The following is a 23,748-nucleotide window of genomic DNA, read 5'->3' as shown; positions in this document are numbered from 1 at the left end:
TTCCGCGTCGTGGCGCGGAATGACGAGATAGGCCGGTATATCTTTGGATATCGTACTGCGAAATGTCCGGGACATTTTCTGTGTAGAGTAGCGATACCCCCGCCTTTATCGGGCCGGGAGGAGGCCAGCCGGTTGAGGAATGAGGGCGAGGACTGTTTGAGTGCAGCGAGTTCCGCAGCCCCCGAGGGCGGTGCCAGCCTCCGAGCGAGATAGCCCGATAACAGCGGCGGCGCTTCTTGGTTCGTTCTTCTCGCTGCAGAGAAGAATGAACATAACCGTGTCACCCACATTCGAAGCGGGGCCCAGCTTTGGAGATGGCAGAGGGTGGAGTAGTGCCACACAGTTCGTGAGTACTGAGTTATACCGTGCCCGGGTATTTCTGGATTCCGCGTCGTGGCGCGGAATGACGAGAGTGCCTCCCCGTCTCCGATGCGCATTGTGTCACCCCGCACTCGATGCGGGGTCCAGCTTCTGGAGGTGGCAGTGGGTGGAGTAGTGCCGCACGGTTCGTGCGTCCTGAGTTATATCGTGCCCGGGTATTTCTGGATTCCGCGTCGCAGCGCGGAATGACGAGATAGGCCGGTATATCTTTGGATATCGTACTGCGAAATGTCCGGGACATTTTCTGTGTAGAGTAGCGATACCCCCGCCTTTATCGGGCCGGGAGGAGGCCAGCCGGTTGAGGAATAAGGGCGAGGACTGTTTGAGCGCAGCGAGTTCCGCAGCCCCCGAGGGCGGTGCCAGCCTCCGAGCGAGATAGCCCGATAACAGCGGCGGCGCTTCTTGGTTCGTTCTTCTCGCTGCAGAGAAGAATGAACATAACCGTGTCACCCGCACCCGATGCGGGGTCCAGCTTCTGGAGGTGGCAGTGGGTGGAGTAGTGCCGCACGGTTCGTGCGTCCTGAGTTATGCCATGCCCGGGTATTCCTGGATTCCGCGTCGCAGCGCGGAATGACGAGATAGGCCGGTATATCTTTGGATATCGTACTGCGAAATGTCCGGGACATTTTCTGTGTAGAGTAGCGATACCCCCGCCTTTATCGGGCCGGGAGGAGGCCAGCCGACCGAGGAGTGAGGGCGAGGACTGTCTGAGCGCAGCGAGTTCCGTAGCCCCCGAGGGTGGCGCCAGCCTCCGAACGAGATAGCTCGATAACAGCAGCGGCGCTTCTTGATTCGTTCTTCTCGCTGTAGAGAAGAATGAACATATCGTGTCACCCGCATTCGATGTGGGGTCCAGCTTCTGGGTGGCAGAGGGTGGAGTAGGGACGCACGGCTCGTGCGTCCTGAGTTATGCCATGCCCGGGTATTCCTGGATTCCGCGTCGTGGCGCGGAATGACGAGAGGGTCGCAGCGCAAAATGCCACGGGGAGCACAAGTGGCGAGAGGAGTATAGGCAGAAAGGTGATGCCGATTTTGTTTTTTTAAGAAAAAGCACTACTTTTGTTTCGTTCGCCCGAGGGGCGGGCAGACATATTACGACATAAAAAGCGCATTGGCTTTTCTTTCTTACTGATGAAACTTGGCGGTTTAATTGGATAAAGAAAAAGCAAAGTTGATGCTCGCGCTGTTCATACGGCGTGGGCGTTTGCATTATCTCTTTATCCAGGTACGCCAAGACCTCATCAGTGGATATGCAAATTGTCCACGTTTTTTTGTCTGGAGTAGCACTAAGTTTAATCCTTAATATTTACTGTTATGAAGACAAAATTTTTTATGATGATGGCGCTGGTTGTCCTGCTGATAGGGGGCAATGCCTGTACGGAGGAGGATAAGGGGCTTGTTCCGGACGATGGTATCTCATTGGGGAATGGAGGTGATGCAGTTCCCGATCCAGAGGGGACAATCCTTGTTTCGGTTCGTAATGAGAACAATGGTAAAACAGTTGTCGGTCTGTTTGAGGCTGGTGGTTTTTATATAGATGGAGGAGATAATTTCGTCCCTTACCATTATGGCTATTATGTTGATGATATTGACTTTTGTTCGGTAGGAGCGGTCAATGGCTTGGGTAATGTGCGAGAGGCTCCCTCCAAAGGGTGGGCTTCTACGGTTGCTGTACAAGAGGGACATGGTTATTTTGTTCGATATAAAACGAATAACGGTTATTACGTCTATGCACGTTTGTATGTGGAGAAATATATTTTGTCGGCAGCCAACACGATATTGGGGGCCTATGTCAAATATCAGTCGCCGTATGAACCTGAAAATATAGAAGATATTCTCGTGGATATTCCTGATGCACAATTCAGGGCATATCTTGCTGCAGAGTTCGATACAAATTCCGATGGTATATTGACACCGCAGGAGGCCGCTTCGGTTACGTCTATCTGGTGTTCCAGTCGTCAAATATCTTCTTTACAGGGGATAGAGCTATTTACAAATTTGACAATATTGGATTGCTCGTTTAATGAGATAACAGAATTGCCTCAATTGCCTTCCAAGCTAACGACATTGAATTGCTCGAGTAATAATATAGCAGAGTTAACCAATTTGCCTACCACACTGACGACGTTGAAATGTGCATATAATGATTTGTCTTCTTTTGATTTTTCAAAGCTGACGACTTTGAAAAATTTGGAAGAGCTGGATTGTTCGTCTAATAACTTAATTGAGTTTAATGTACCTGATTTAGATAACTTGAAGATATTGAATCTTTCGGGTAATCAACTCACACAATTATCTGTATCTCTCTCAAATTTGGAAGAATTGAACTGTAATGATAACCAATTGACCGATTTGGATGTTTCATCTTGTAGTCGGTTGGATGATCTTAGGTGTAATAATAATCTTTTGACTCAGCTATCTCTTCAAAACAATCGGGCTCTTTCATTCCTTCATTGCGAATCGAACCGATTGACCGAATTGGATTTGAGCCAATGTGGGTTGATTTTTTACAGTAATATGGGTGTTTTGGATAAAAATCAACAGCAGATATATGCATATTGTACAGGAAATCCCGATTTGGCTGTTATCTATCTGTCGGCCAGTACGCCTCAATATTCGACGGATATGATAAAAAAAGACGATTTTACGCAGATTGCCTATAAGTAAACACACAACAGGCGGGAGACTCTCTGGAGAACCTCCCGCCTGTTTGGCTTATTCAACAATAACTAACTGTCTGTTTGTTACAAGATGCCTTGTGCCATCATGGCCTTGGCCACTTTCATGAAGCCGGCGATGTTGGCGCCCTTCACGTAGTTGGTGTAGGTATCGCTCTCTTTGCCGTAGCGGGTACACTGCTCGTGAATGTCGTGCATGATTTGTTTCAGTTTCTGGTCCACCTCTTCGGCTGTCCAGCTTATCTTCATGGAGTTTTGCGTCATCTCCAGTCCGCTCACCGATACACCGCCGGCGTTGGCTGCCTTGCCCGGAGCGTAGAGAATCTTGGCTGCGAGGAACTGCTCGATGGCCTCGGGGGTCGAGGGCATGTTGGCCCCTTCCGACACAGCGAAACAGCCGTTGGCCAGCAGGGTGCGGGCGTCGTCGCCGTCGAGTTCGTTCTGGGTGGCGCTGGGCATGGCGATGTCGCACTTTTCGCCCCAGGGACGTCCGCCCTCGACATATTTGCAGCCATACTCCTCGGCGTATTCACGGATACGGCCGCGGTAGAGGTTCTTCAATTCGAAGATGTAGGCCAGTTTCTTCTCGTCGATGCCGTCGGGGTCGTAGATGTAGCCGTCGCTGTCGGACATGGTCACTACTTTGGCACCCAACGAGATGAGTTTCTGTACGGTGTATTGGGCCACGTTGCCCGACCCCGATACCGTAACCACCTTCCCTTTGAGGTCGATGCCGCGGGTCTTGAGCATCTCGAGCAGGAAGTAGACGTTGCCGTAGCCGGTGGCTTCGGGGCGGATGAGCGAGCCGCCAAATTCGAGGCCCTTGCCCGTGAAGGTTCCCGTGTTTTCGCGGGCCAGCTTCTTGTACATGCCGTACATGTAACTTACCTCGCGGCCGCCCACGCCTATATCGCCGGCAGGCACGTCGGTATCGGGGCCGATGTAGCGCCACAACTCGGTGACGAAGGCCTGACAGAAGCGCATGATTTCCATGTCGGATTTACCCTTGGGGTTGAAGTCCGACCCTCCTTTTCCGCCACCCATGGGCAGCGTGGTGAGGGCGTTTTTGAAGGTCTGTTCGAAGGCGAGGAATTTGAGGATAGAAGGATTGACCGACGAGTGGAAACGGATACCTCCCTTGTACGGGCCGATGGCGTTGTTGTGCTGTACGCGATAGCCCATGTTGGTTTGCACGCGGCCCTGGTCGTCGACCCAGGTGACCCGGAACGAGAAGATGCGGTCGGGGATACACAGGCGTTCGATCAGGTTGTAGCGGTCGAACTCGGGGTGTTGGTTGTAGACCTCTTCGATCGTCGACAATACCTCTTCGACGGCCTGGTGGTACTCCGGCTCGTTGGGGAACCGGCGTTTCAATTCGTTCAATACTTCTGTTGTTTTCATCGATAAGTATGTTTTTTGGTTTGATGGAATGCTATTCCTGGTGTAACACGTTGCAAGCGTGATGCTTTCTTATGGTGACATCGTGTTGTGCAGTGCCTCGATTCCGTAACAAATTGTGCTGTAGAATAGCGGCTCGGCTTTATTTGTGCCGACAAAGATAGTAAAAATAAATAAAGTGAAAGCCTTTTTGGATAAAAACTTTCACTTTACAAAGAAAATTGACGGAATAATATCTTTTTGAGCGAATTATCGCTCGAAATGTGAGAAATCTCTCATAATTATACTATTTCTCGACCGGTTGCAATCCCATGGCGGCTGCGGTCTCGAGCATGAATTGGCGGGCCGGCTCGTGTTCGTTGGGAATTTTGCCGTCGAGTATGGCCTCTTTGATGGCCGAAAGCAGTTCGCCTACCGGGCGCGAGGGGGGCAGCCCGAAGGTCTCCATAATCTCTTCGCCGCGGATGGGCAGCTTCATGTTGCGGATGCTGTCCTTCTCTTCGATTTCTCGCAGTTTGGTGCGCACGAGTTCGAAGTTGTCGAGAAATCGTTTCACCTTCTCACGGTTTTTCGAGGTGATGTCCGACTCGCACAGCAGCATCAGGTCGTCTATGTCGTCGCCCGCGTCGAAGAGCAGCCGGCGCACGGCCGAGTCGGTAACCACCTCTTCGGCCAGGACGATGGGCCGCATGTGCAACCCCACGAGCTTCTGTACATACTTCATCTTGTCGTTGAGGGGCAGTTTCATACGGCGGAAGATACCGGGTATCATCTTCTCGCCCACGTAGTTGTGGTTGTGGAAGGTCCATCCCAGCCGGGCATCGTAGCGTTTGGTGCGGGGTTTGCCTATGTCGTGCAGCAGAGCGGCCCACCGCAGCCACTCGTTGCGGCTGCGCAGCGCTACGTTGTCGAGCACGGCGAGCGAGTGGTAGAAGTTGTCTTTGTGTCCGCGACCCTTGACGGTCTCTACCCCTTTGAGGGCGGCCACCTCGGGGAAGATGAGGGGCAGCAGCTTGCAGTCGTCGAGCAGGATGAATCCCTTGGAGGGGATGTCGGAGCGGATGATTTTGCCCAGTTCGTCGATGATGCGCTCTTTCGAGATGATTTCGATACGCGAGCGGTTGCGCTCGATGGCGGCGAAGGTCTCGGTCTCGATGCGGAAGTTGAGCTGCGTGGCGAACCGTATGGCCCGCATCATGCGCAGGGGGTCGTCGCTGAAGGTGATGTCGGGGTCGAGCGGGGTGCGGATAATCCCTTTTTCGAGGTCGTCCATACCGCCGAAGGGGTCGACCAGTTCGCCCCAGCGGTCGCGGTTCAGACACAGGGCCAGGGCGTTGATGGTGAAGTCGCGCCGGTTCTGGTCGTCCTGCAGGGTTCCGTCCTCGACTACCGGCTTGCGCGAGTCGTGGCTGTACGACTCCTTGCGGGCGCCGACGAACTCGATTTCGAAATTCTCGCCCCGGCGGTTATATTTCACCTGAGCCGTGCCGAAGTTGCGGAAGGTCGAGAGGTGAGCCCGTTTGCCCAGCCGGGCGGTGAGGGCCTCGGCCAGTTCGATGCCGCTGCCCAGGGTGACGATGTCGATGTCCTTGGAGGGGCGGTTCAGAAAGATGTCGCGCACATAGCCGCCGATAACGAAGCAGGGGCGGTTCATCGCGTCGGCCACCTCGCCGATGAGGTGGAATATGGGTTGATCGAGATGATCGAGAATAAGCTGATTGTCGGCTTGCATAATCGTGGGGTTGAATTGACGGTAAAAGTACGATTTTTTTGCCATTGCGGCAAGGACCCTTGACGACTAATACCAGTCGAGGCGGTCGTAGGAGTTGCCTCGCTTGTCGTATTTGAGGTCTTGCAGCAGCGACGACTTGACGCTGATGTGGAAGTTGTACGACTTGTAGGGGCCCACGGGCACGAAGCTGGCACTCATCGACCAGCAGTGCAGGTCGCGGGTGATGTTACAGTTCATGTAGGCAATCTTCTTGGCCTCGAAGTCGTAGCTGGCCGAGAAGTTGAACGACCAGTTTTTCGTGAGGTTGATGTTGCCCGAGAGGCTGAGGTTCTGGGTGAACTTGCCGTTGTACTCCATCTTCTTTTTGTTGAAGGTGCCGTAGCCGTAGTTGACCGAGTAGTTGATCGAGAGGCTCCACGGCACTTCCCAGATGGCATATCCGTCGGGGCCGAACTGGACGTCGTCGTCGCCCGACGAGCTCTCCTCCTCGTCGTTGCTCATGTTGGGGTCGGGTGGCATGTTGTTCTGTGGCAGGTTTTGCTGCGTCTTCTTGGTGTCGGAGCCCTTGTCCTTCTTCTTGAACGTATCGTTGTTGAAGGTGTAGGAGAACGAGGTACCGGTGCTCGAGAGTCGTCCCAGTCCCTTGCCTACGGTCCAGCGGGGCTTGTTCACCCGCACGGGGTTGCCGTAGCTGTCGAGCTGGTAGGTATAGGTATCCCACGTGGCGCTCATCTGCAGGTTGAAGTTCTTGGTGAGCTTGATGAGAATCGAGGTATTCAGGTTACTCCACTTCATTGAGTCGGCAGCCATGTTGTAGCTCATGTTGGCCGAGAGGTTCTCGATGAGCGATATTTTGCGCACGCCGGTCGAGTCGCGGTCCGACTTGACCTTCATCTCCAGGTTGTTCGATACGGCAAACGAAACGGTTCCCTGCTTGCCCTGCGACACGGTGCCGTAGATACCGTTCGAGAAGGGGGAGTATTTGGTGGTTACCGTTTCGCCCAGCGAGTTGACGTAGGAGTAGGAGTCCCAGAATCCGTAGCGGGGCGAACTGAAGTCGGGCGCTGCGCTGAACGATACCGAGGGGGTGAAGATGTGGCGGATGGCCTGCACCTTGTCGCCGAAGATTTTCCACGGGGTGTAGAAACCGTAGAGTTTGGTATCGGCGCTCAACGAACCGTAGTAGTTGTAGACGTTGTAGAAGCCGTAGACCGTGTCCTGCACGACGCGGGCCTGCTGGGTGTCCCACGACTGCATCACCTTGTTGGAGTACATGCGGTCGGTAAAGTTGAAGCTGGCGGTGAGGTTGAGGTACTTCAGCACGTTGAACGTGGCCGAGATAGGTATGTTGTGATACATGCCGTTGCGCCAGTCCTTGATGAGGTTCGATTTGAGTATCTGGTCCTGCTTGGTGAGAATCGAGTTCTGGAACCGGCCGCTGTACGACATCTGTATCTTTTCGTACCAGCGCTCGTTGCCTACCACGGTTTTACGCTTGAAGGGGTAGATCTGGCCCATCGAGATGGTGAGGTTGGGGAACGAGACATTCAGCGTAGAGTCCTGTGTACGCTGGGTGACGTTGGCCGTAGCCGAGAAACTCCACACCGAGTTGGGGATGCGGTAGGTCATGTTTACCGTCGAACTCTTGGTGTTCTCGGTGAAGCTGTTGGCGTTGTAGTAGCTGTTCAGGTCGTTGCGGGTGTAGCCGCTGGTGGTGTAGTTCACACTGGCCGAGAGCGACATGTTGGGGTTGTTCTTGGTGTCCTGGGTGTGGGTCCAGGCCACTTTGAAGTTCTTCATCTTGGTGTAGTCGGGCAATCCCTTGTCTCCCGTGATGGTGGTGATGAAGCTCAGGTCTACGTTACCCGAGTATTTGTATCGCTTGATATAGGCCGACTTGGCATTGACACCCCACGAGCCCTTGGTGTAGATTTCGCCCGTGAGGGCCAGGTCGACGTAGTCGTTGATGGCAAAGTAGTAACCGCCGTCGCGCAGGTAGTAACCGCGCGCCAGCTCGTCGCCGAAGGTGGGCATGATGATACCCGACGAATACTTCTCGGTGAAGGGGAAGAAGCCGAAGGGGATAGCCAGCGGCAGGGGCACGTCGGCCAGCACCATGTAGGCGGGGCCGGTGACGATGTTCTTTTTGGGGCGCACCTTGGCCTGGGTCAGTTGCAGGTAGAAGTGGGGGTGTTCGTGGTTGTCGCAGGTGGTGTATTTACCGTCCTTCATGTAGAACTCGTCGTTCTCCATTTTCTTGGTCTTGCCGCCGGTGAGGTAGCCTTCGCCCTGCTGGGTGACGATGTTGGTGATGTATCCCTTCTTGGTCTTGAAGTTGTAGTGCATGGTCTCCGACTCGTATTCGCCGCTCTTGTCCTTGAACACGGGGCGACCCACGATGTCGCCTACCGAGTCGGGGCGGCCTACGGCATAGACCAGGCTGCTGTCCATGTTCATCTCTATCTGGTCGGCGTTCAGTTCCATGCCGTCGAACTGTACCACGCCTTGGCCATACATGTACACTTCGTTGCCGTGGGTGAATACAATCGAGTCGTTGGCCTTGTAGTCGACGACCGAGGTAAGTCCGGCTTTCTTCTTTTTGGGAGCTACCGAGTCGGTGGCCAGTGAATCGGCTGCCAGCGAGTCGGTGAGCAACGAGTCGACCCCGAGAGAGTCGATGCCGAGGCTGTCGGGCAGGGCCGGCAAGGTGAGGCGGGCTGCCCCGGTGCTGTCGCCGCCGGGTGTGGTGTCGGCTGCAGCCGGTTGATTATAAGAGGGATGCCTGTCTTGCGCAATGAGCGACACAAACAGGGAAGAGAATAGCAGCGATAGAAGTATGGCGTATTTCTTGCTCACTTTCGACATCGGGGTGTCCATCTGTAATCAACGTGCAAAAATACACATTTTCTATGACTTATCGGCTTTTGGACTTTATTTAATATATTTTATTCTCTGTTGGGTAGAGCGGCCGGCGGGCTTGAACGACAGTCGGTCAGAGGAACAGGGCGGCCATCTCTTCGAACCGACGCAGTGAATCTTCGCCATACCGGGCTACGCTTTTGCGTACCTTGTCGAGTGGTTTTTCGCGATCGGGGTTCGACTTGGAGTAGAACTTGTCGGCAAAGCAGACGAGCTTCTCCTCGAGGCTCACGGGGCACATGTCGCGGTGGGGCAGCGGCAGGTTCTGGGCGATGATGTCGGCCACGGTGAGGCCCGTGCCGGTGTGGCGCTCGCACACGAGGGCGTGGCGGGGATAGCCGTCGGCCCGCATGAGTTCGGCCCCCAGCACGCCGTGGCAGATGTAGGGCTGGTCGCCCGTGCAGTAGATGGAGGGGGCGTTGGTGAGGAATACCCCGATGTCGTGAATCATGGCGGCCTCGTAGACGAAGTTGAGGTCTATCTCGAGCTCGGGATGAGCCTGGGCCAGCTGCAGGGCCTTGTCGGCCACCAGGCGGCTGTGCGACCACACGCTGTTGTATAGCGGGGTGCCGGGTTGGTAGTATTTGTTGAAAACGGCTTGAACGTCCATGGTGATGTGTGGTTATAAAAGCAGCAGCCCGAAGCGGATGCCTTCGAGCTGCCTGAATATGAAGCGGGTTTGTAATTACTCGACGATGGTTACCCAGTTGTGGGTATCGGGCTCGTCGCCATATTGGATGGCGCGCAGCTTGTGATAGAGCTTCTCGCAGATGGGGCCGGGTTTGCCGTCTTTGGAAAACACATACGACTTGTTCTCGTCGAGGTCGTCGATGCGGGCGATGGGGCTGATGACAGCAGCCGTACCGCAAGCACCGGCTTCGTCGAACGTGGCGAGTTCTTCCTCGGGTACCTGACGCACTTCGACCGTCATGCCCAGGTCTTCGGCCAGCTGCATGAGGCTCTTGTTGGTAATCGAGGGGAGAATCGAGGTCGATTTCGGCGTGATGTAGCTGTTGCCACGGATGCCGAAGAAGTTGGCCGGACCGCATTCGTCGATATATTTCTTCTCTTTGGCGTCGAGGTAGAGCACGGCCGAGTAGCCCATGGCGTGAGCCTTCTCTCCCGATACCAGACTGGCAGCGTAGTTACCGCCCACTTTGTAGCGGCCGGTGCCGAGCGGTGCGGCGCGGTCGTATTGGCGCAGGATGACCATCGGGGTGGGTTTGAATCCCTCTTTGAAGTAGGGGCCTACCGGCGAAACGAAAACGATGAAGAGGTACTCTTTGGCCGGTTTCACACCTACCTGTGCCGATGTACCGATGAGCAGCGGGCGGATGTAGAGCGAAGCGCCGCTTTCGTAGGGAGGCACGAAGCGCTCGTTTTTCTTGACAACCGTCAGGATAGCCTCGTTAAATTTTTCGGTGGGCAACTCGGGCATCATGATGCCGCGGCACGAGCTTTGCAGGCGGGCGGCATTCTCGTCCATGCGGAAGATGCGGATTTTGCCGTCTTTCCCCCGGAAGGCCTTCATACCCTCGAAAGCCTCTTGTCCATAGTGCAGACAGGTGGCTGCCATGTGTATTTCGAATGTTTGAGAGCTGGTAACCGTGATGTCGCCCCATTTTCCGTCCTTGTAGGTGCATCGTACGTTGTAGTCAGTGGGCATATAGCCGAATGACAGGTTTGACCAATCGATACTTTCCATAGTTTCGTTGTTTTTGTGTTTGACTTTATAGGGACAAAGATAACGATAAAAGCCGAAAATTAAAATTTGAGACCGATTAGTTTGGTCTGACTTTTCAGCTATTTTTCAACGAAACTCAGACTCTTCATGCCGGGCGTGGAGCTGGTTGGTGTTTACAGGGGGGCAGGGGCTGCGCAGTCGGGGGGACAATTACAAGGCCACTTTCTGGGTCTTGCCTTCGATCTTGACCAGATAGATGCCGCGGGTACCGATTTTCAGCTCCGATATGCCGGGGTTGATGGTGCGCTCGGTAACAATCTGTCCCAGAATGGTATATACCGTTACTTTTACCCGGCGAGGTGTGCGTATGTAGATATTCCCCTCTTTGCTCGAGACTTCGATTTCGGGGGCTCGGCTGGAGCCGTCGGTGCGGTCGTCGTCGCTGAGGGCCCATGCCGATTGGCTCGTCCAATCTTGAGCGAATGCCTGTGGGGCGGCCGAGCAACCGAGTGCCAATGCAATGAGAATAGCGTATAGATGTTTCATGACGACGACAATATCTTTTGCAAAGATAACCTTTTTTTGCGGAATGGTGCAGGATAAGTCGTTAAATGTGGCCCCTTTGTCCCTAAAATTTGTAGGTACGCTTGGGATTTTTGGGGAACCACCCCTTTTGCACCCGCTTCTCCTGGTCGAAGAGCTCTTTGATGGTCCAGAACGACGAGAAGGCAAACACCCCCGACAGCGACGAGAACATGACGTTTTCGAGGTACAGCGAGGCGGCGATACCGGCCAGTCCCAGCAGCAGGAATATCCACCAGCAGCGGGTGCCCCAGTGGTACTCGGCTTTGACTACAATCGGGTGAAACAGCCCGATGATGAGAAAGGTGCAGACTCCGATAACGAGTCCTTGCAGGTGGTTGTCGATGATGAAGTCCATAACGAAACGGTAAAAAAGGTTGTCTACGGTTTTTGTAGCCTCGCAAGTTGTGCCGGTCGTGCCGGGGTATTTGTTTGCGGGGTGTGCAAAAATAAAAATTCCCGTTGAAAGTAAAACTCTCGAACGGGAACTTAGTTCGCTTAAAATCTATAATTCTTTGAAACAGCTCCGGGGTGCCTGGCATACCGGGCATTTGTAGTCGTCGGGCAATTCTCCTTCGTGTATGTATCCGCACACTTCGCACACATACCGTTTGGTCGAGGTTGTGGTTTGGGGTGCTTCGGTAGCGGGGGCTTTCTCCTCCTCGACATAGGTAGGGGCGTTTTTAGGAGCCCGACCTTTAATCACCTGGTGATAGTAGGTATAGGTCATGGGGGTGCCGTCGTCGGGCAGGGTGTCGATTACGCGGGCAAAGAAGACGTCGTGTGTCTCGTTGTCGGCCACATGCAGCAGCTCGCATACGATGTGGCCCGAGAATTTACCCTTGAGGATGGGCACGTCGTGTTGCCACGTGTAGTCGCGTCCGTCGTATTTGTTGCGGTCGCGTCCGCTCTGGAACCCGAAGGTGGTGATGAGGCTCGTGTCGCTCTCTTCGGCCAGGATGGCCAGGCTGAACCGGCGGTGGCTTACGATGGCATCGTGGGTATAGTTGTTTTTGTTCATCGAGATGGCCACGATGGGATTTTCGCTGGTCACCTGAAAGCAGGTGTTGATGATGCAGCCGGTGGGCCGACCCTTGTCGCTGGTCCCCACTACGTAGAGGCCGTAAGTTATTTTTTGCAGGGGTGTTATGTTCATAGGAGGTAGCGTGGTGGTAAACAGCATCGGCCTGCCCCGACAGAGCAGGCCGATGGTAGTTTACGGGGGATTGATACTGAATTAGTAGTTGTTCTTTTTGCGTTCGAAATAGGCGCGCGGGTGTGCACAGGCGGGGCAGGCTTCGGGAGCCGTTTTGCCGCGGTACACATATCCGCAGTTGCGGCATTGCCATTCGATCTCTTCGCTGTCGGAGAATACGGTGCCGTTCTCGACATTCTCGAGCAGTTTGCGGTAACGCTTCTCGTGCTCGGCCTCTACCTTGGCCACGTTGCGGAAGGTGAGGGCAACGGCGGGGAAGCCTTCTTGTTCGGCCACGTCGGCAAAGTGAGGATAGAGGTCTACCCACTCTTCGTTTTCACCCTCGGCGGCAGCCTTCAGGTTCTCGGCCGTGGTGCCGATGACACCGGCGGGGAACGATGCGGTAATCTCGACCATACCGCCTTCGAGGTATTTGAAGAATTTCTTGGCGTGCTCCTTTTCCTGTTCGGCCGTCTCCATGAAGATGGCGCTTATCTGTTCAAAACCCTCTTTCTTGGCCACGCTGGCAAAGAAGGTGTAGCGAGTGCGGGCTTGAGATTCGCCGGCAAAAGATTTCAGCAGGTTCTGCTCGGTTTGGGTTCCTTTGATACTTTTCATGACGTTTTGTTTTTGGTTGATGTGTTATTTGTTTCTGTTGCAAATATAATTAGAATGATTCTAAAACTAAAATTATTATAGAATAAAATGGGCGAATTTAAGATAATTTCAGATTCGGGGGTAAAGATAGTCGCTTTGTGGAAAGAAAAAAATAGTTGGAACGATTTAACAAATTATTACGAATCAGGCTTCTATCCGAGGCGTCTGGCTCCCGGGCGGATAATTGCCGGAGCGGATGCGAAAATTCGCTGCAAGTGCCGGCTTCATCCGCGGAACGGATTGTCGTTTATGAAAAACTCGCATGATGAATGGCCTTGCGGTTAGTTGGTTTTGATCTATTTTGCTTACTTTTGTAAAGGATAAACAGCGTTCGTTCGGGGAATATTCGGTAGAAGTTGCGCCCGAGATGAAACTGCTCGAGCTCTCGATTTGGGAAGATGGCTATACGATGCCCTGTGTCTGCTACTATTTGCCCGAGACCGACCAGTACGAACTAGTGGACGGATTTCACCGCTACAAGGTGATGCTCACCTCGCCGCGCATCTACGAGCGGGAGAAGGGGCTGCTGCCGGTGGTAGTCATCGACAAGGATATTTCGAACCGCATGGCCTCGACCATACGCCACAACCGGGCACGGGGTACGCATTGTGTCGAACTCATGTGCAAGATTGTCTCCGAGCTGACCAAGGCGGGCATGTCGGATGGCTGGATTATGAAGAATATCGGGATGGACAAGGACGAGCTGCTGCGCTATAAACAGATTTCGGGTCTGGCCGAGCTCTTTGCCGACAAGGAGTTCAGCCTTACGAAAGAGATATAGATTCGTTGTATGTAAACCGGTTGAGGTGTCATTTCGCATGACCTGCCGGCTGGTGCATGCCGGCCAACAGCAGGTGGTTCTGGCGGGCATAGTCGAGGTAATAGCGGCGTTGCTTGATGGCCGATTGCGGGTCCATGTCGTAGGCGGCGCAAATCTCGGGGTGGGCCAACTGCAGGGCGGCGCCATGCACAAGGTCGCCCACGATGAGGAACTTGCCGGCCCGGTAGGCGGTGTGTCCCGGGGTGTGCCCCACGCAGTCGAGGGCTACCACGCCGCAGGGCAGCGTGTCGCCGTAGGCCACGAGGTGAAGCCGGTCTTTATAGGCCTCCATCGTAGCGGCTACTTGAGTCTTTTTGTCGTCGGGCATCTGCATCCAGGCGTCGTACTCCTGTTGGGCGGCATAGACTTCGGCCTTGGGGAAGACGACCGTATCGCCCTTCATCATGCCGCCGATGTGGTCGCCGTGGAAGTGGGTCAGGTAGAGGTAGTCGATGTCGGCGGGAGTGACTCCGGCGGCCGACAGGTTGGTGAGCAGACGGCTGTCGGGTGCTCCCATACCGGTGTCGAACAAGATGCGTTTACCGTCGATCTCCAGCAGGAAGGCACTCACCGAGGCGGGCACTCCCTGGCCGATGTTCAGGCTGTCGATGAGCGTTTGCGGCAGTTCGCCGAAGAGGCTCAACTGCATCAGCCGCTCCTGGGCATTGTCTCTGATTTGGGTTAGTTTCACTCCGTCACACTCGGTGGTGACGCTGTCGGTACAGGCAAATACGGCCTCCGTTTCGTCGGTAGCCGATGCCTGCTTTTGCGACGAGCTGCAACCGGCTCCGCACAGCGAAGCCACCAGCATGCTCGAAAGCAGGAATATACTTTTTCTCATCATCGTATGATTGGTTTTGTGGGTTGTCGATGAGGCAAAAATAAAACATTCCGTGCGGTTTGTTAAGAGAAATTTCTCTCGTTTTTTGTCGAGGGCAAGAGCCGTGACACAACGAAGCGGTTGGTCAGGGGGGGCGTGCCTGTCGCTATGAAACAAAAGCAAAGCGAGACCGGCCGGAGCCCGTCTCGCTTTGTATGGGATTGTCGCAAGGAGGCCGATTACATGATGCCTCTTTCGCGCAGTTTCAGTTGCCATTTCCACGCCGAAGCCAGCGTATCTTCGATGCTCTCTTGAGCCGTCCAGCCCAGCACCTTGTTGGCCTTTTCGGGGTTGGCCCACACCTGCTCGATGTCGCCTTCGCGGCGGCCTACGATCTTGTGGGGAACTTTCACACCCGTAGCCTTTTCGAAGGCAGCGATGAGTTCGAGCACCGATACGCCGCGGCCCGTGCCCAGGTTGAAGATTTCGATAGCCTCGGGCGATTTCTTTTCGAGCATGCGGTTCATGGCGATGACGTGAGCCTTGGCCAGGTCGACTACGTTGATGTAGTCGCGGATGCACGAACCGTCGGGCGTGTTGTAGTCGTCGCCGAATACACTCAACTCCTTGCGGATACCCATAGCCGTCTGGGTGAGGTAGGGGATGAGGTTTTGAGGCACGCCGTTGGGCAGTTCGCCGATTTCGGCACTGGGGTGAGCACCGATGGGGTTGAAGTAGCGGAGGATAATCGATTTGAACGGAGCGTTGGCATGAATCGTATCCTTGATAATTTCTTCGCTTATCTGTTTGGTATTGCCATAGGGCGACAGAGCCGGTTTGATAGGAGCCGTTTCGTCGACCGGCAGCACGTCGGGCTGACCGTAGACGGTGCACGACGACGAGAATACGATACCCTCTACACCATACTCGGGCATGAGTGTGAGCAGGTTGATGAGCGACAACAGGTTGTTGCGGTAGTAGAGCAGCGGTTTCTGTACCGATTCGCCCACGGCCTTGCTGGCGGCAAAGTGGATGATACCCTTGATACCCGGATTCTCCTCGAAGAGTTTACGCAACGCCGCGATGTCGGTACAGTCGGCCTGTACGAAGGTGGGGCGTACACCCGTGATGCGTTCGATACCGTCGAGAACCTCGATATTCGAGTTAGACAGATTGTCGATGATAACAACTTCGTAGCCTGCATTCTGCAGCTCTACGGTCGAGTGGGAGCCGATATAACCCGTCCCCCCGGTAACCAAAATTTTTCCCTTCATGACGATTGGTCTGTTATTAAGTTTCTTACTGAGCTACAAAGATAGTGAAAGGCGAGAGCAAAAAAATCAAGTTTGCTTGAATTTTTTTTGCCAAGCCGCATCCTCTCTTCTGGAAAGAAGTGAAAGGCGAGAGCAAAAAAATCAAGTTTGCTTGAATTTTTTCCCGGGGAGAGAAGAAAACTTCTTTTTCAGTGAACGCGTATCATCTCCTTAGAACTGCGAATAGATGAAGGGCACCAGTTCGCTCGAACGCACCTGCAACACAAAGAAGAGCACCAGGGCCAGGATGGCGGCCTTGACCACCAGCGGCGACCACGAGAGCTCGCGTTGCAGCCATTGCGACCAGCGGTGCGGGGCAAAGTGCAGCAGGTATCCGGCTACGAGGGCGACGAAGATAACGGCATATCCCGAGACGAAGGCGGGGATGGCATCGGGGCGGAAGTTGGTGAATATCTGGGTTAGTATCTGTCCGGCGATGTCGAGCGAAGGGGCGCGGAAGAATATCCACCCGGCGGCTACCACATGGAAGGTGAGCAGCACGTTGAGGAAGTGGCGGAAGAGCCCGGCCCGATAGTCCTTGGCCACGGGGAAGATACGCCGGTAGAGTTTGTGGATGATGAGCATCAGGCCGTGCCAGGCTCCCCAAATGACAAAGAGCCACGAGGCACCGTGCCACAGACCGCCCAGCACCATGGTGATGAAGAGGTTGAGATAGGTGCGCACCGTACCCCGCCGGTTGCCGCCCAGCGAGATGTAGAGGTAGTCGCGCAGCCAGCTCGACAGGGAGATGTGCCACCGCCGCCAGAACTCGGTGATGGAGCCCGACTTGTAGGGCGAGTCGAAGTTGATTTTGAACCGGTAGCCCATGAGCAGGGCGATGCCGATGGCCATATCGGAGTAGCCCGAGAAGTCGCAATAGATTTGCAGCGTGTAGCCGTAGACGCCCATCAGGTTCTCGAACCCGGTATAGAGCATGGGGTTGTCGAAGATGCGGTCAACGAAGTTGACGCTGATGTAGTCGGAGATGACTACCTTCTTAATCAATCCGCACATGACCAGGAAGAGCCCTTCGCCCAACAGCGCCGGGGTGATGTCGAGCGGCCGGTGTATCTGCGGCACGAAGTCTTTGGCCCGCACCACGGGGCCGGCGGCCAACGGCGGGAAGAACGAGAGGTAGAAGAGGTAGTCGCGGAAGCTGGTGACCGGAGCCATCTGCCGGCGATAGAGGTCGATGATGTAGCTCAGCGAACGGAATGTGAAGAACGAGATACCGATGGGCAGCACGATGTCGAGCGGTTCGAACGGCTGGTGCGTCAGGTCGGCAAAAGTCCCCAGCAGCAGATTGGTATACTTGAAGTAGCAGAGCATGCCCAGGTTCACCACCATGCTCGCCAACACGCAGAGCTGCCGCAGCCCCTTTCGCGAGAGCCGCCCCAACAGCCGCCCCAGCGAGTAGTCCGAGAGGGCCACCACGACCAGCAACAGGAAACAGAGTCCGCTCGACTTGTAGTAGAAATAGAGCGAGAAGAGGATGACAAACCCAATGCGCAGGGCCTCGCGATGGGCCAGCAGACGGTATATCCACATGAACCCGATGAAGAGAAAGAGGAAGAGACCCGTATTGAACATGAGGGGATTCTGCCCGTCGTAGACGAACAGCGAAGCCACCTTCGACCAATCGATACTCTCCGCAAAGGCGGCCACGTCGGCCACCCGATTATTGAGCCACTCCATTATCCACATAATCTTGATAAGCATTCATAAGTGTGCGATACAACATTTCGCCCTGTATGCGATAGCCGGTCTCGGTACAGTGCGTGCGGTCATAAGCCATGAGCCCCGCCTTGCGCCACGCCGTCGATGAGCCCTTGCCACCCGATACCTCGTACCAGTCCCAGCAGGCCAGATGGTGGTCGGCGGCATAAGCCTTCAGGGTCTCCCGCACCAGCATGACCCGCGAGTTGGGCGAATAGTAGACCCGGCGACGCTTCTTCACCCAGCGGGTACGCCGACGGGCACACTCGGCCGGGGTCGTGAGCAGAATCAGGGCCTGCGGGCAACTCGCTTGTAGCGGAGCCACCACGGCATCGATCTGTTTATAGAGTTCGTCGCGGGTCAGCGAAGTCGAGAACGATTCGTTCGTGCCGAGCGAAATGACGATAAGCCGCGGTGCCAGGGCGGCCACCTGCTCGGCAAAGTGAGGTATGGCGGCGTAGCTGCTGTAAAAGGCGCCGTTGTTGCCGATGGTATGGTAGAGGATACCGCTCTCGTCCGTCTCGAGACTCGCCCCGTAGATGGCCAGCCGCTCTTCGCCGGGAGCAATCTGTCCCGAGAAGTGGATGCTGCACACCGGGTCGTTCCACGAATAGCAGGTGAGGAAGGGGCTGCGAGCCTCGCCCGTGACCCGATAGGGCTCGGAGATGACTGCCGGGAACGAGTCGGTAGGCTCGTGGAAGAGGCGCACCCGTCGGAACCCCTCGCAATCGTCGGTCTTGCTGAGGGTCGAGACCGTGAGGTCTATGCGGTTGGTACGAGGCACGATGGCTATCCCCCCGATGCCCGGGGTATAGGCGCTGTATTTGCGACCCACACAGCGGGCGAAATTCCAGGCACCGTCGGCCACCACCGAGTAGTCGTGCGGCTCGTTGGTCTTGGCCAGTTTCAGTGGCACCACCAGCCCGCGTCCGGCATCGCCGAAACGCCGTTGCAGTGGCAACCGCACCGCCTCGGTGAGGTAACCCGCCTGGATGTGCGAGTCGCCTATGTGTACGATAGAGACCACGCGGGCCGTCGAGTCGGAGCCGTTTTGCAACGAATCCATCTCGGCAAAGAGCGGCGACCAGTCGGCCCCGTTGAAGTCGATGAGGTTCTTCTCCTTGTTCAGGAACGCCGGTACCGATACGGTGTCGCCTACCCATTGCGCGCGCAGCGGTGCGGCACACATCAGCAGCAGAAGAGATGCTATGAGGTGACGTATTTTCATAACCCGTTTCGGTTCAAGCTGTATTCCAGCGATTTGACAAACTCGCCCGCCAACCGTCGGCCCCCTTTGTGGTTGATGTGCGTATAATCCTTGTTGGCCTGTTTCTGGGCTACATAGTCGACCATGCCGTTGAGGCCGCCCATGGCGGCAAAGGTATCCCAGAAGACTACGCCGGCATTTTTGGCCGCCAGCCGTTGCGCCCGCGAGAGAGCCAGTACGGCCGGCATGGTGGTAAACGACCCGTTGAGCTTGCGGCTGCGGTCGCCCACACCCATCAAGATGATGTCGGTATTCGGGTAGCAGGCCTTCAGGTGGTTGATAACCGCCACCATCTTGCGGGCATACGATTCATAATGTAGTATCTCGGGGGTCATTACATTCAAGCCATATTGCAGCACGATGGCATCGTAGGGGACGATAGCCTCCATCTGCGTGCAGCGAGCGGCCGGGATAGATACCAGCGACAGACCCGAATAGCCGCGCGTCGAAATGTTGTCGACGGCAATGCCCTGCGTATCGTCGAGCCATACGCCTATGGCTGTAAAGCCGGCAATGGCGCCGGTGCGCACGTCGAAGCGGTTGGTCTTGCCCTCCACCTCGAGCGCCTGGACATCGGGCGAGCCGGTTACGGCATAGCTCTGCCAACTGCCATCGCCTGTCTTAAGGTCGACCGAACAGTCGTTGCGCGCCACGAAGAGGAATCGCGAGACGGTCCAGCTGTCGGCCCGTTCGATGCGTGTGGTTCCCCGGTATTGTGCCCGGGCCCCCTCCAGCGGCACGAAATATTGTTGTTGCAGCGGCATCAGGCTCCAGTCGGCCTCCCGGGGCTTGAGCACGCTATGCACCTCCCAGCCGTTGCCCGACTGGACTACCGAGCGGCGGAAGCCCGGGAAGTCGGAGTGCATCGACACGTAGCCGACTCCGCATCCGCCATACTGCTTTTGCAACTGGCTGCGGACATCCTGCGTGAAGATGTCGGCCTCGATAAACGAGTCGCCCAGAAAGGCAATACGGACCGGGCGCCCCAAGGTAGCGCGTTGCTCCATGGCTGTGAGCAGATGCGACAGGCCGTTCCCGTCGGGCGAGAAGTCCTCGAACAGCACCACCTCGCCATCCTTGCGGGGCGGCGCGTCGACCATCGAGGTGTCGAGCCGCGCCGGTGCCGCCACGGCCGCCCGCGGAGGCGTGAGGCTGTCGCCCGGTGTCACTGATTTCTCCACCACCGAGTCGGCCGGCTGTTCCTGAGCCGCAAAGAGCGAGTCGCTCTCGGCATCGTGCCACACGGCATCGCCCGGCAACTCGAGCATGGACTCGTCTACCCGAATATCAGAAAAGAGATCGATAGGTTTTGTCGTGAAACCGCCCCATTCCATCACAGGCAGTTTTGTCAGGAGGAATAGAAAAACTACAGCTATCACCAACAGGGCCACCACATGCCCGCTTGTATGTTTGGGGGAGTTGCTCCCCGCTTTCTTTTTCTTCACTTTGGCTTTCAATGAGAGCACAAAGATAAACAAAGCATCTCACGATAGGAGCGGTCGAGCCGAAAAAATAACGGTGCCACCGCCCCGGATTTGTTTTTTTCGGAATATTTTTATAATTTAGCTTTTACTTATGTTTACACTCGCCTTGATGCCCTTTACCGACTGGGTCTATCTCGTAGTCTATACGATATATGCCATCACCATACTGGGAACGATTGTGATTGTCATCACCGAAAATCGTAACCCGGTAAAGAGTCTGGCGTGGGTCATCGTGCTCACTTTCCTTCCCGTGGTGGGGTTGGTCTTTTATATCTTTTTCGGACAGAATTTCAAGGCCAAGCGCATGGTGTCGCGACGCATCAAGCGCAAATTGCGCAAGCGCGACTACCACTCGATTGTCAATATCGACGAGCTGCCGTTGAACGAGGAGAGCAAGCAGGAGATCAAGCTTTGTCACAGCCTGTGCAGCATGCCCTACTACTCGGGCAACCGGGTGAAGATCTTCACCACGGGGCAGAGCAAGTTCGACCAGTATCTGCAAGATCTGGAGGCCGCCCGCGAGTACATACACATACAATACTATATCTTCGAAGACGACAAGCTGGGTTCCCGCGTGAAAGAGGTGTTGCTGCGATGTGCCCGCCGGGGGGTACAGATACGGGTGCTCTACGACGACGTGGGGTGCTGGTCGGTCAAGAAGCGTTTTTTCAAGGAGATGCAGGAGGCCGGCATCGTCGTGCGTCCCTTCCTCGAGATAACCTTCCCCCAACTGGCCAGCCGCATCAACTACCGCAACCATCGCAAGATAACCATCATCGACGGCCACATCGGCTACATCGGCGGCATGAACATCGCCGACCGCTACATCGAGGGGCTCAAGTGGGGCATCTGGCGCGACACGCATCTGCGCATCGAGGGGCCGGCCGTGCAGGGACTGCAACTGCTCTTTGCCGTCGACTGGAGTTTCGAGTGCAAAGAGGTGTTGTCGGCGCCGCACTTCTTCCCGCCGATAGAAGATCGGGGAGAGAGCGGTATCCAGATTGCGCCGGGTGGACCCATAGGCGAGTGGTCCAACATTGCCATGCTCTTCCTGAAAGCCATTACCAACGCTAAAAAGGCGGTCTACATACAGACTCCCTACTTCCTGCCCACCGACAGTCTGGCTAAGGCGTTGCAGACGGCAGCGCTGGCCAAGGTCGACGTGCGGGTGATGATACCCGAGCGGTCCGACTCGCAGATACTGCGCTTCGCCTCGTTCTCCTACATCGCCGAGATGTTGAAGGCGGGAGTGAAGGTCTACTTCTACCAACCGGGACTGCTCCATGCCAAGACCGTCATTATCGACGACGAACTCTGCACGGTAGGGTCGACCAACTTCGACTTCCGCAGCTTCGAACACAACTTCGAGGCCAACGCCTTCATCTACGACCGCGAGGTCAACAGCGAGATGAAGCGCATCTTTATCGACGACCAGCAGCACTGCCGGCGCATCATCCTGCACTACTGGCGTCACCGCCCGTTGTGGCAAAAGGGACTGGAGTCGATCATGCGGCTGTTGAGCCCGGTATTATAGCGGTTGTTCCAGAAACTGTTCGCTCACATTGACGAGCCACACCTTCTCGGTAGCCCGGGTAAAGGCGGTATAGAGCCAACGGTAGAAGTCGAGCGAGAGAGCCGCCCCCTGCTGAATATACCCCATGTCGATATAGACGTGTTTCCATTGGCCGCCCTGCGCCTTGTGGCAGGTAACTCCGTAGGCATATTTCACCTGCAGAGCGTTGAACCACGGGTCGGTTTTGAGGCGTTTGAACTTCTCGCGCCGGGTGGTGAGGTCGTAGTAGTCGGCCATGACCTGCGTGAACAGCGCCTCCTGCTGTTCGCGGGTGAGCGAGGGGGAGTCGCTCGAGAGGGTATCGAGCAGAATCTTGGCATCCATCTCGATCTCGCGATCGGGGAAATAGAGCAGTACATCGGCAAAATGAAATCCGTACAGCTCGGTGCGTCGGGCCACCCGCACCACCCGGGCCACGTCGCCGTTGGCAATGAAATCGAGCTCCTTGTACTCCTTGCCCCAGAAGTAGTTGTTCTTGGCCACCAGCAGCAGGTCGCCGGCGGTGAGCTCCTCCTCGCGATAGAGAATCTGGTTGCGGATACCCTGGTTGAAGATGTTGGCCCGCTTGTTGGAGCGGGTGATGACGATGGTCTCGTCGAGCCCCACCCGGTCGTACGAGTCGGAGATACGCTCCACCAGATACTCGCCGCTGAGGGCCTCGACGTCGGGGAATCCCTTGACCCGGAGGCGGGGCATGGGCAGTGGTACCTGCTCCATCTCCTCGCGCAGACGGGTGGCGTTGCTGAGGATACCCGACTCGGCCGCCTGCCGCGCCACCTCGCGCAGCTCATATTCCCACACGGTGAGGCCATACCCCTTCAGCACCGCAGCGTCGAGGGCCGGGCTACGCTCCTGACCTACCGGCGGCAACTGGGCCGTATCGCCCAGCAGAATCAGGCGGCAATGTTCGCCCGAATAGACATACTCCACCAGGTCGTCGAGCAGTCGGCCGGTACCATACACCGCACCCTCGCCCGACGAGTTGGCAATCATCGAGGCCTCATCGACGATAAAGAGGGTGTGTTTGGCCAGATTCTCGCCCACGAGGAACCCCTCCATGTCGGGCGAATAGCTCTTCTGCCGGTAGATGCGGCGGTGTATCGTATAGGCGGGATGGCCTGCGTAGCGGGCAAAGACCTTGGCCGCCCGTCCCGTAGGGGCAAGCAGCACCACCTTGCTCTGCAACTGGGCGAGGGCCTTGACCAGCGCCCCCACCAGCGAAGTCTTGCCCGTGCCGGCATAGCCTCGCAGCAAAAAGAGCGTGTCGTTGTGCTCGTCGAGCACAAAAGTGGCCAGCATCTGCAGCAATTCGCACTGCTGCCGGTTGGGGTCGTAGGGCAGATAACTCTCTATCTGTTGAACAAGCAGGTCGGTAATCATGGACGAATGCGATAAAGTGTATCACAAAAATAGTGTTTCCCGTTTTCTTTTCTTACATTTGTACGATTTAAATGGCGAAAATGTCTGTGCCCCTCTTCGCCGGGAGTGTGCGATACCCCCGTGCCGGAACGTGGCCCAGACCTCAAAAA

Annotated in this window: 18 protein-coding genes; 3 read left to right on the top strand and 15 right to left on the bottom strand. The window is 55.7% G+C overall.

Going from position 1 to position 23,748, the window contains the following annotated elements; translation table 11 throughout:
- Window positions 1–1,695 precede the first annotated feature (1,695 nt).
- Window positions 1,696–3,048 (top strand): DUF5036 family protein, encoded by a 1,353-nt coding sequence (locus ABGT88_RS13935; protein ID WP_346702713.1) that lies wholly within the window; start codon window positions 1,696–1,698, stop codon window positions 3,046–3,048.
- 77 nt (window positions 3,049–3,125) lie between these two features.
- On the opposite strand, the gene ABGT88_RS13930 is transcribed toward ABGT88_RS13935, so the two are convergent.
- The 9 genes from ABGT88_RS13930 to rbr all read right to left on the bottom strand — a co-directional run bounded on the left by ABGT88_RS13930 (window position 3,126) and on the right by rbr (window position 13,187).
- Window positions 3,126–4,460 carry an NADP-specific glutamate dehydrogenase gene (locus tag ABGT88_RS13930; RefSeq protein WP_087423116.1) on the bottom strand — a complete coding sequence of 445 codons (1,335 nt, stop codon included), beginning with the start codon at window positions 4,458–4,460 and terminating at the stop codon, window positions 3,126–3,128.
- A gap of 283 nt (window positions 4,461–4,743) precedes the next feature.
- Window positions 4,744–6,189, bottom strand: a complete 1,446-nt coding sequence (locus tag ABGT88_RS13925) for a CCA tRNA nucleotidyltransferase (protein ID WP_087409077.1) — start codon at window positions 6,187–6,189, stop codon at window positions 4,744–4,746.
- A gap of 66 nt (window positions 6,190–6,255) precedes the next feature.
- Entirely contained in the window at window positions 6,256–9,066 is a 2,811-nt protein-coding gene (locus ABGT88_RS13920; RefSeq protein ID WP_346702711.1) for a putative LPS assembly protein LptD, read from the bottom strand.
- A gap of 115 nt (window positions 9,067–9,181) precedes the next feature.
- Window positions 9,182–9,718 carry an HD domain-containing protein gene (locus tag ABGT88_RS13915; RefSeq protein WP_346702709.1) on the bottom strand — a complete coding sequence of 179 codons (537 nt, stop codon included), beginning with the start codon at window positions 9,716–9,718 and terminating at the stop codon, window positions 9,182–9,184.
- Window positions 9,719–9,793: 75 nt separating this feature from the next.
- Window positions 9,794–10,873, bottom strand: a complete 1,080-nt coding sequence (locus ABGT88_RS13910; RefSeq protein ID WP_289540159.1) for a branched-chain amino acid aminotransferase — start codon at window positions 10,871–10,873, stop codon at window positions 9,794–9,796.
- 129 nt (window positions 10,874–11,002) lie between these two features.
- Window positions 11,003–11,338, bottom strand: coding sequence for a T9SS type A sorting domain-containing protein (locus ABGT88_RS13905; protein ID WP_087409074.1), 336 nt, complete (start codon window positions 11,336–11,338; stop codon window positions 11,003–11,005).
- A gap of 82 nt (window positions 11,339–11,420) precedes the next feature.
- A complete protein-coding gene (locus tag ABGT88_RS13900; RefSeq protein ID WP_087409073.1) occupies window positions 11,421–11,732 on the bottom strand; it encodes a DUF4491 family protein in 312 nt (103 codons plus the stop codon).
- A gap of 147 nt (window positions 11,733–11,879) precedes the next feature.
- On the bottom strand, window positions 11,880–12,530 hold the full coding sequence (locus ABGT88_RS13895; protein ID WP_298662894.1) for a flavin reductase: 651 nt from the start codon (window positions 12,528–12,530) through the stop codon (window positions 11,880–11,882).
- An 81-nt stretch (window positions 12,531–12,611) separates the two neighbouring features.
- Window positions 12,612–13,187, bottom strand: a complete 576-nt coding sequence (rbr, locus tag ABGT88_RS13890; protein WP_087409072.1) for a rubrerythrin — start codon at window positions 13,185–13,187, stop codon at window positions 12,612–12,614.
- A 406-nt stretch (window positions 13,188–13,593) separates the two neighbouring features.
- Between rbr and ABGT88_RS13885 the strand changes: the two genes are divergently transcribed.
- A complete protein-coding gene (locus ABGT88_RS13885; protein WP_346702705.1) occupies window positions 13,594–14,007 on the top strand; it encodes a chromosome partitioning protein ParB in 414 nt (137 codons plus the stop codon).
- Window positions 14,008–14,035: 28 nt separating this feature from the next.
- Here the strand turns inward: ABGT88_RS13885 and ABGT88_RS13880 are convergent, their stop codons facing one another.
- The 5 genes from ABGT88_RS13880 to ABGT88_RS13860 form a co-directional block, all read right to left on the bottom strand.
- Entirely contained in the window at window positions 14,036–14,890 is an 855-nt protein-coding gene (locus ABGT88_RS13880) for an MBL fold metallo-hydrolase (protein WP_346702703.1), read from the bottom strand.
- A gap of 215 nt (window positions 14,891–15,105) precedes the next feature.
- Window positions 15,106–16,140, bottom strand: coding sequence for a UDP-glucose 4-epimerase GalE (galE, locus tag ABGT88_RS13875; protein ID WP_087409070.1), 1,035 nt, complete (start codon window positions 16,138–16,140; stop codon window positions 15,106–15,108).
- Window positions 16,141–16,350: 210 nt separating this feature from the next.
- Entirely contained in the window at window positions 16,351–17,883 is a 1,533-nt protein-coding gene (locus tag ABGT88_RS13870; RefSeq protein WP_346702700.1) for an MBOAT family protein, read from the bottom strand.
- Entirely contained in the window at window positions 17,858–19,123 is a 1,266-nt protein-coding gene (locus ABGT88_RS13865) for a GDSL-type esterase/lipase family protein (protein ID WP_346702698.1), read from the bottom strand. The genes ABGT88_RS13870 and ABGT88_RS13865 overlap by 26 nt, the downstream gene beginning before the upstream one ends.
- A complete protein-coding gene (locus ABGT88_RS13860; protein ID WP_346702696.1) occupies window positions 19,120–20,607 on the bottom strand; it encodes a hypothetical protein in 1,488 nt (495 codons plus the stop codon). Before ABGT88_RS13860 ends, ABGT88_RS13865 begins: the two co-directional genes overlap by 4 nt.
- 130 nt (window positions 20,608–20,737) lie before the next feature.
- On the opposite strand from ABGT88_RS13860, the gene cls reads away from it, so the two are divergent.
- Complete coding sequence (cls, locus tag ABGT88_RS13855; RefSeq protein WP_087409069.1) at window positions 20,738–22,180, top strand: cardiolipin synthase; 1,443 nt, start codon at window positions 20,738–20,740, stop codon at window positions 22,178–22,180.
- On the opposite strand, the gene ABGT88_RS13850 is transcribed toward cls, so the two are convergent.
- Window positions 22,175–23,599 carry an AAA family ATPase gene (locus tag ABGT88_RS13850; RefSeq protein WP_346702694.1) on the bottom strand — a complete coding sequence of 475 codons (1,425 nt, stop codon included), beginning with the start codon at window positions 23,597–23,599 and terminating at the stop codon, window positions 22,175–22,177. The two genes, cls and ABGT88_RS13850, sit on opposite strands and share 6 nt — an antisense overlap.
- Window positions 23,600–23,748: the final 149 nt, after the last annotated feature.

This window comes from Barnesiella sp. An22, assembly GCF_963931395.1.
Taxonomy (GTDB): Bacteria; Bacteroidota; Bacteroidia; order Bacteroidales; family Barnesiellaceae; genus Barnesiella; species Barnesiella merdigallinarum.
The sequence above is the reverse complement of the archived record's forward strand: the minus strand, read 5'-3'. Positions and strand labels throughout refer to the sequence as shown.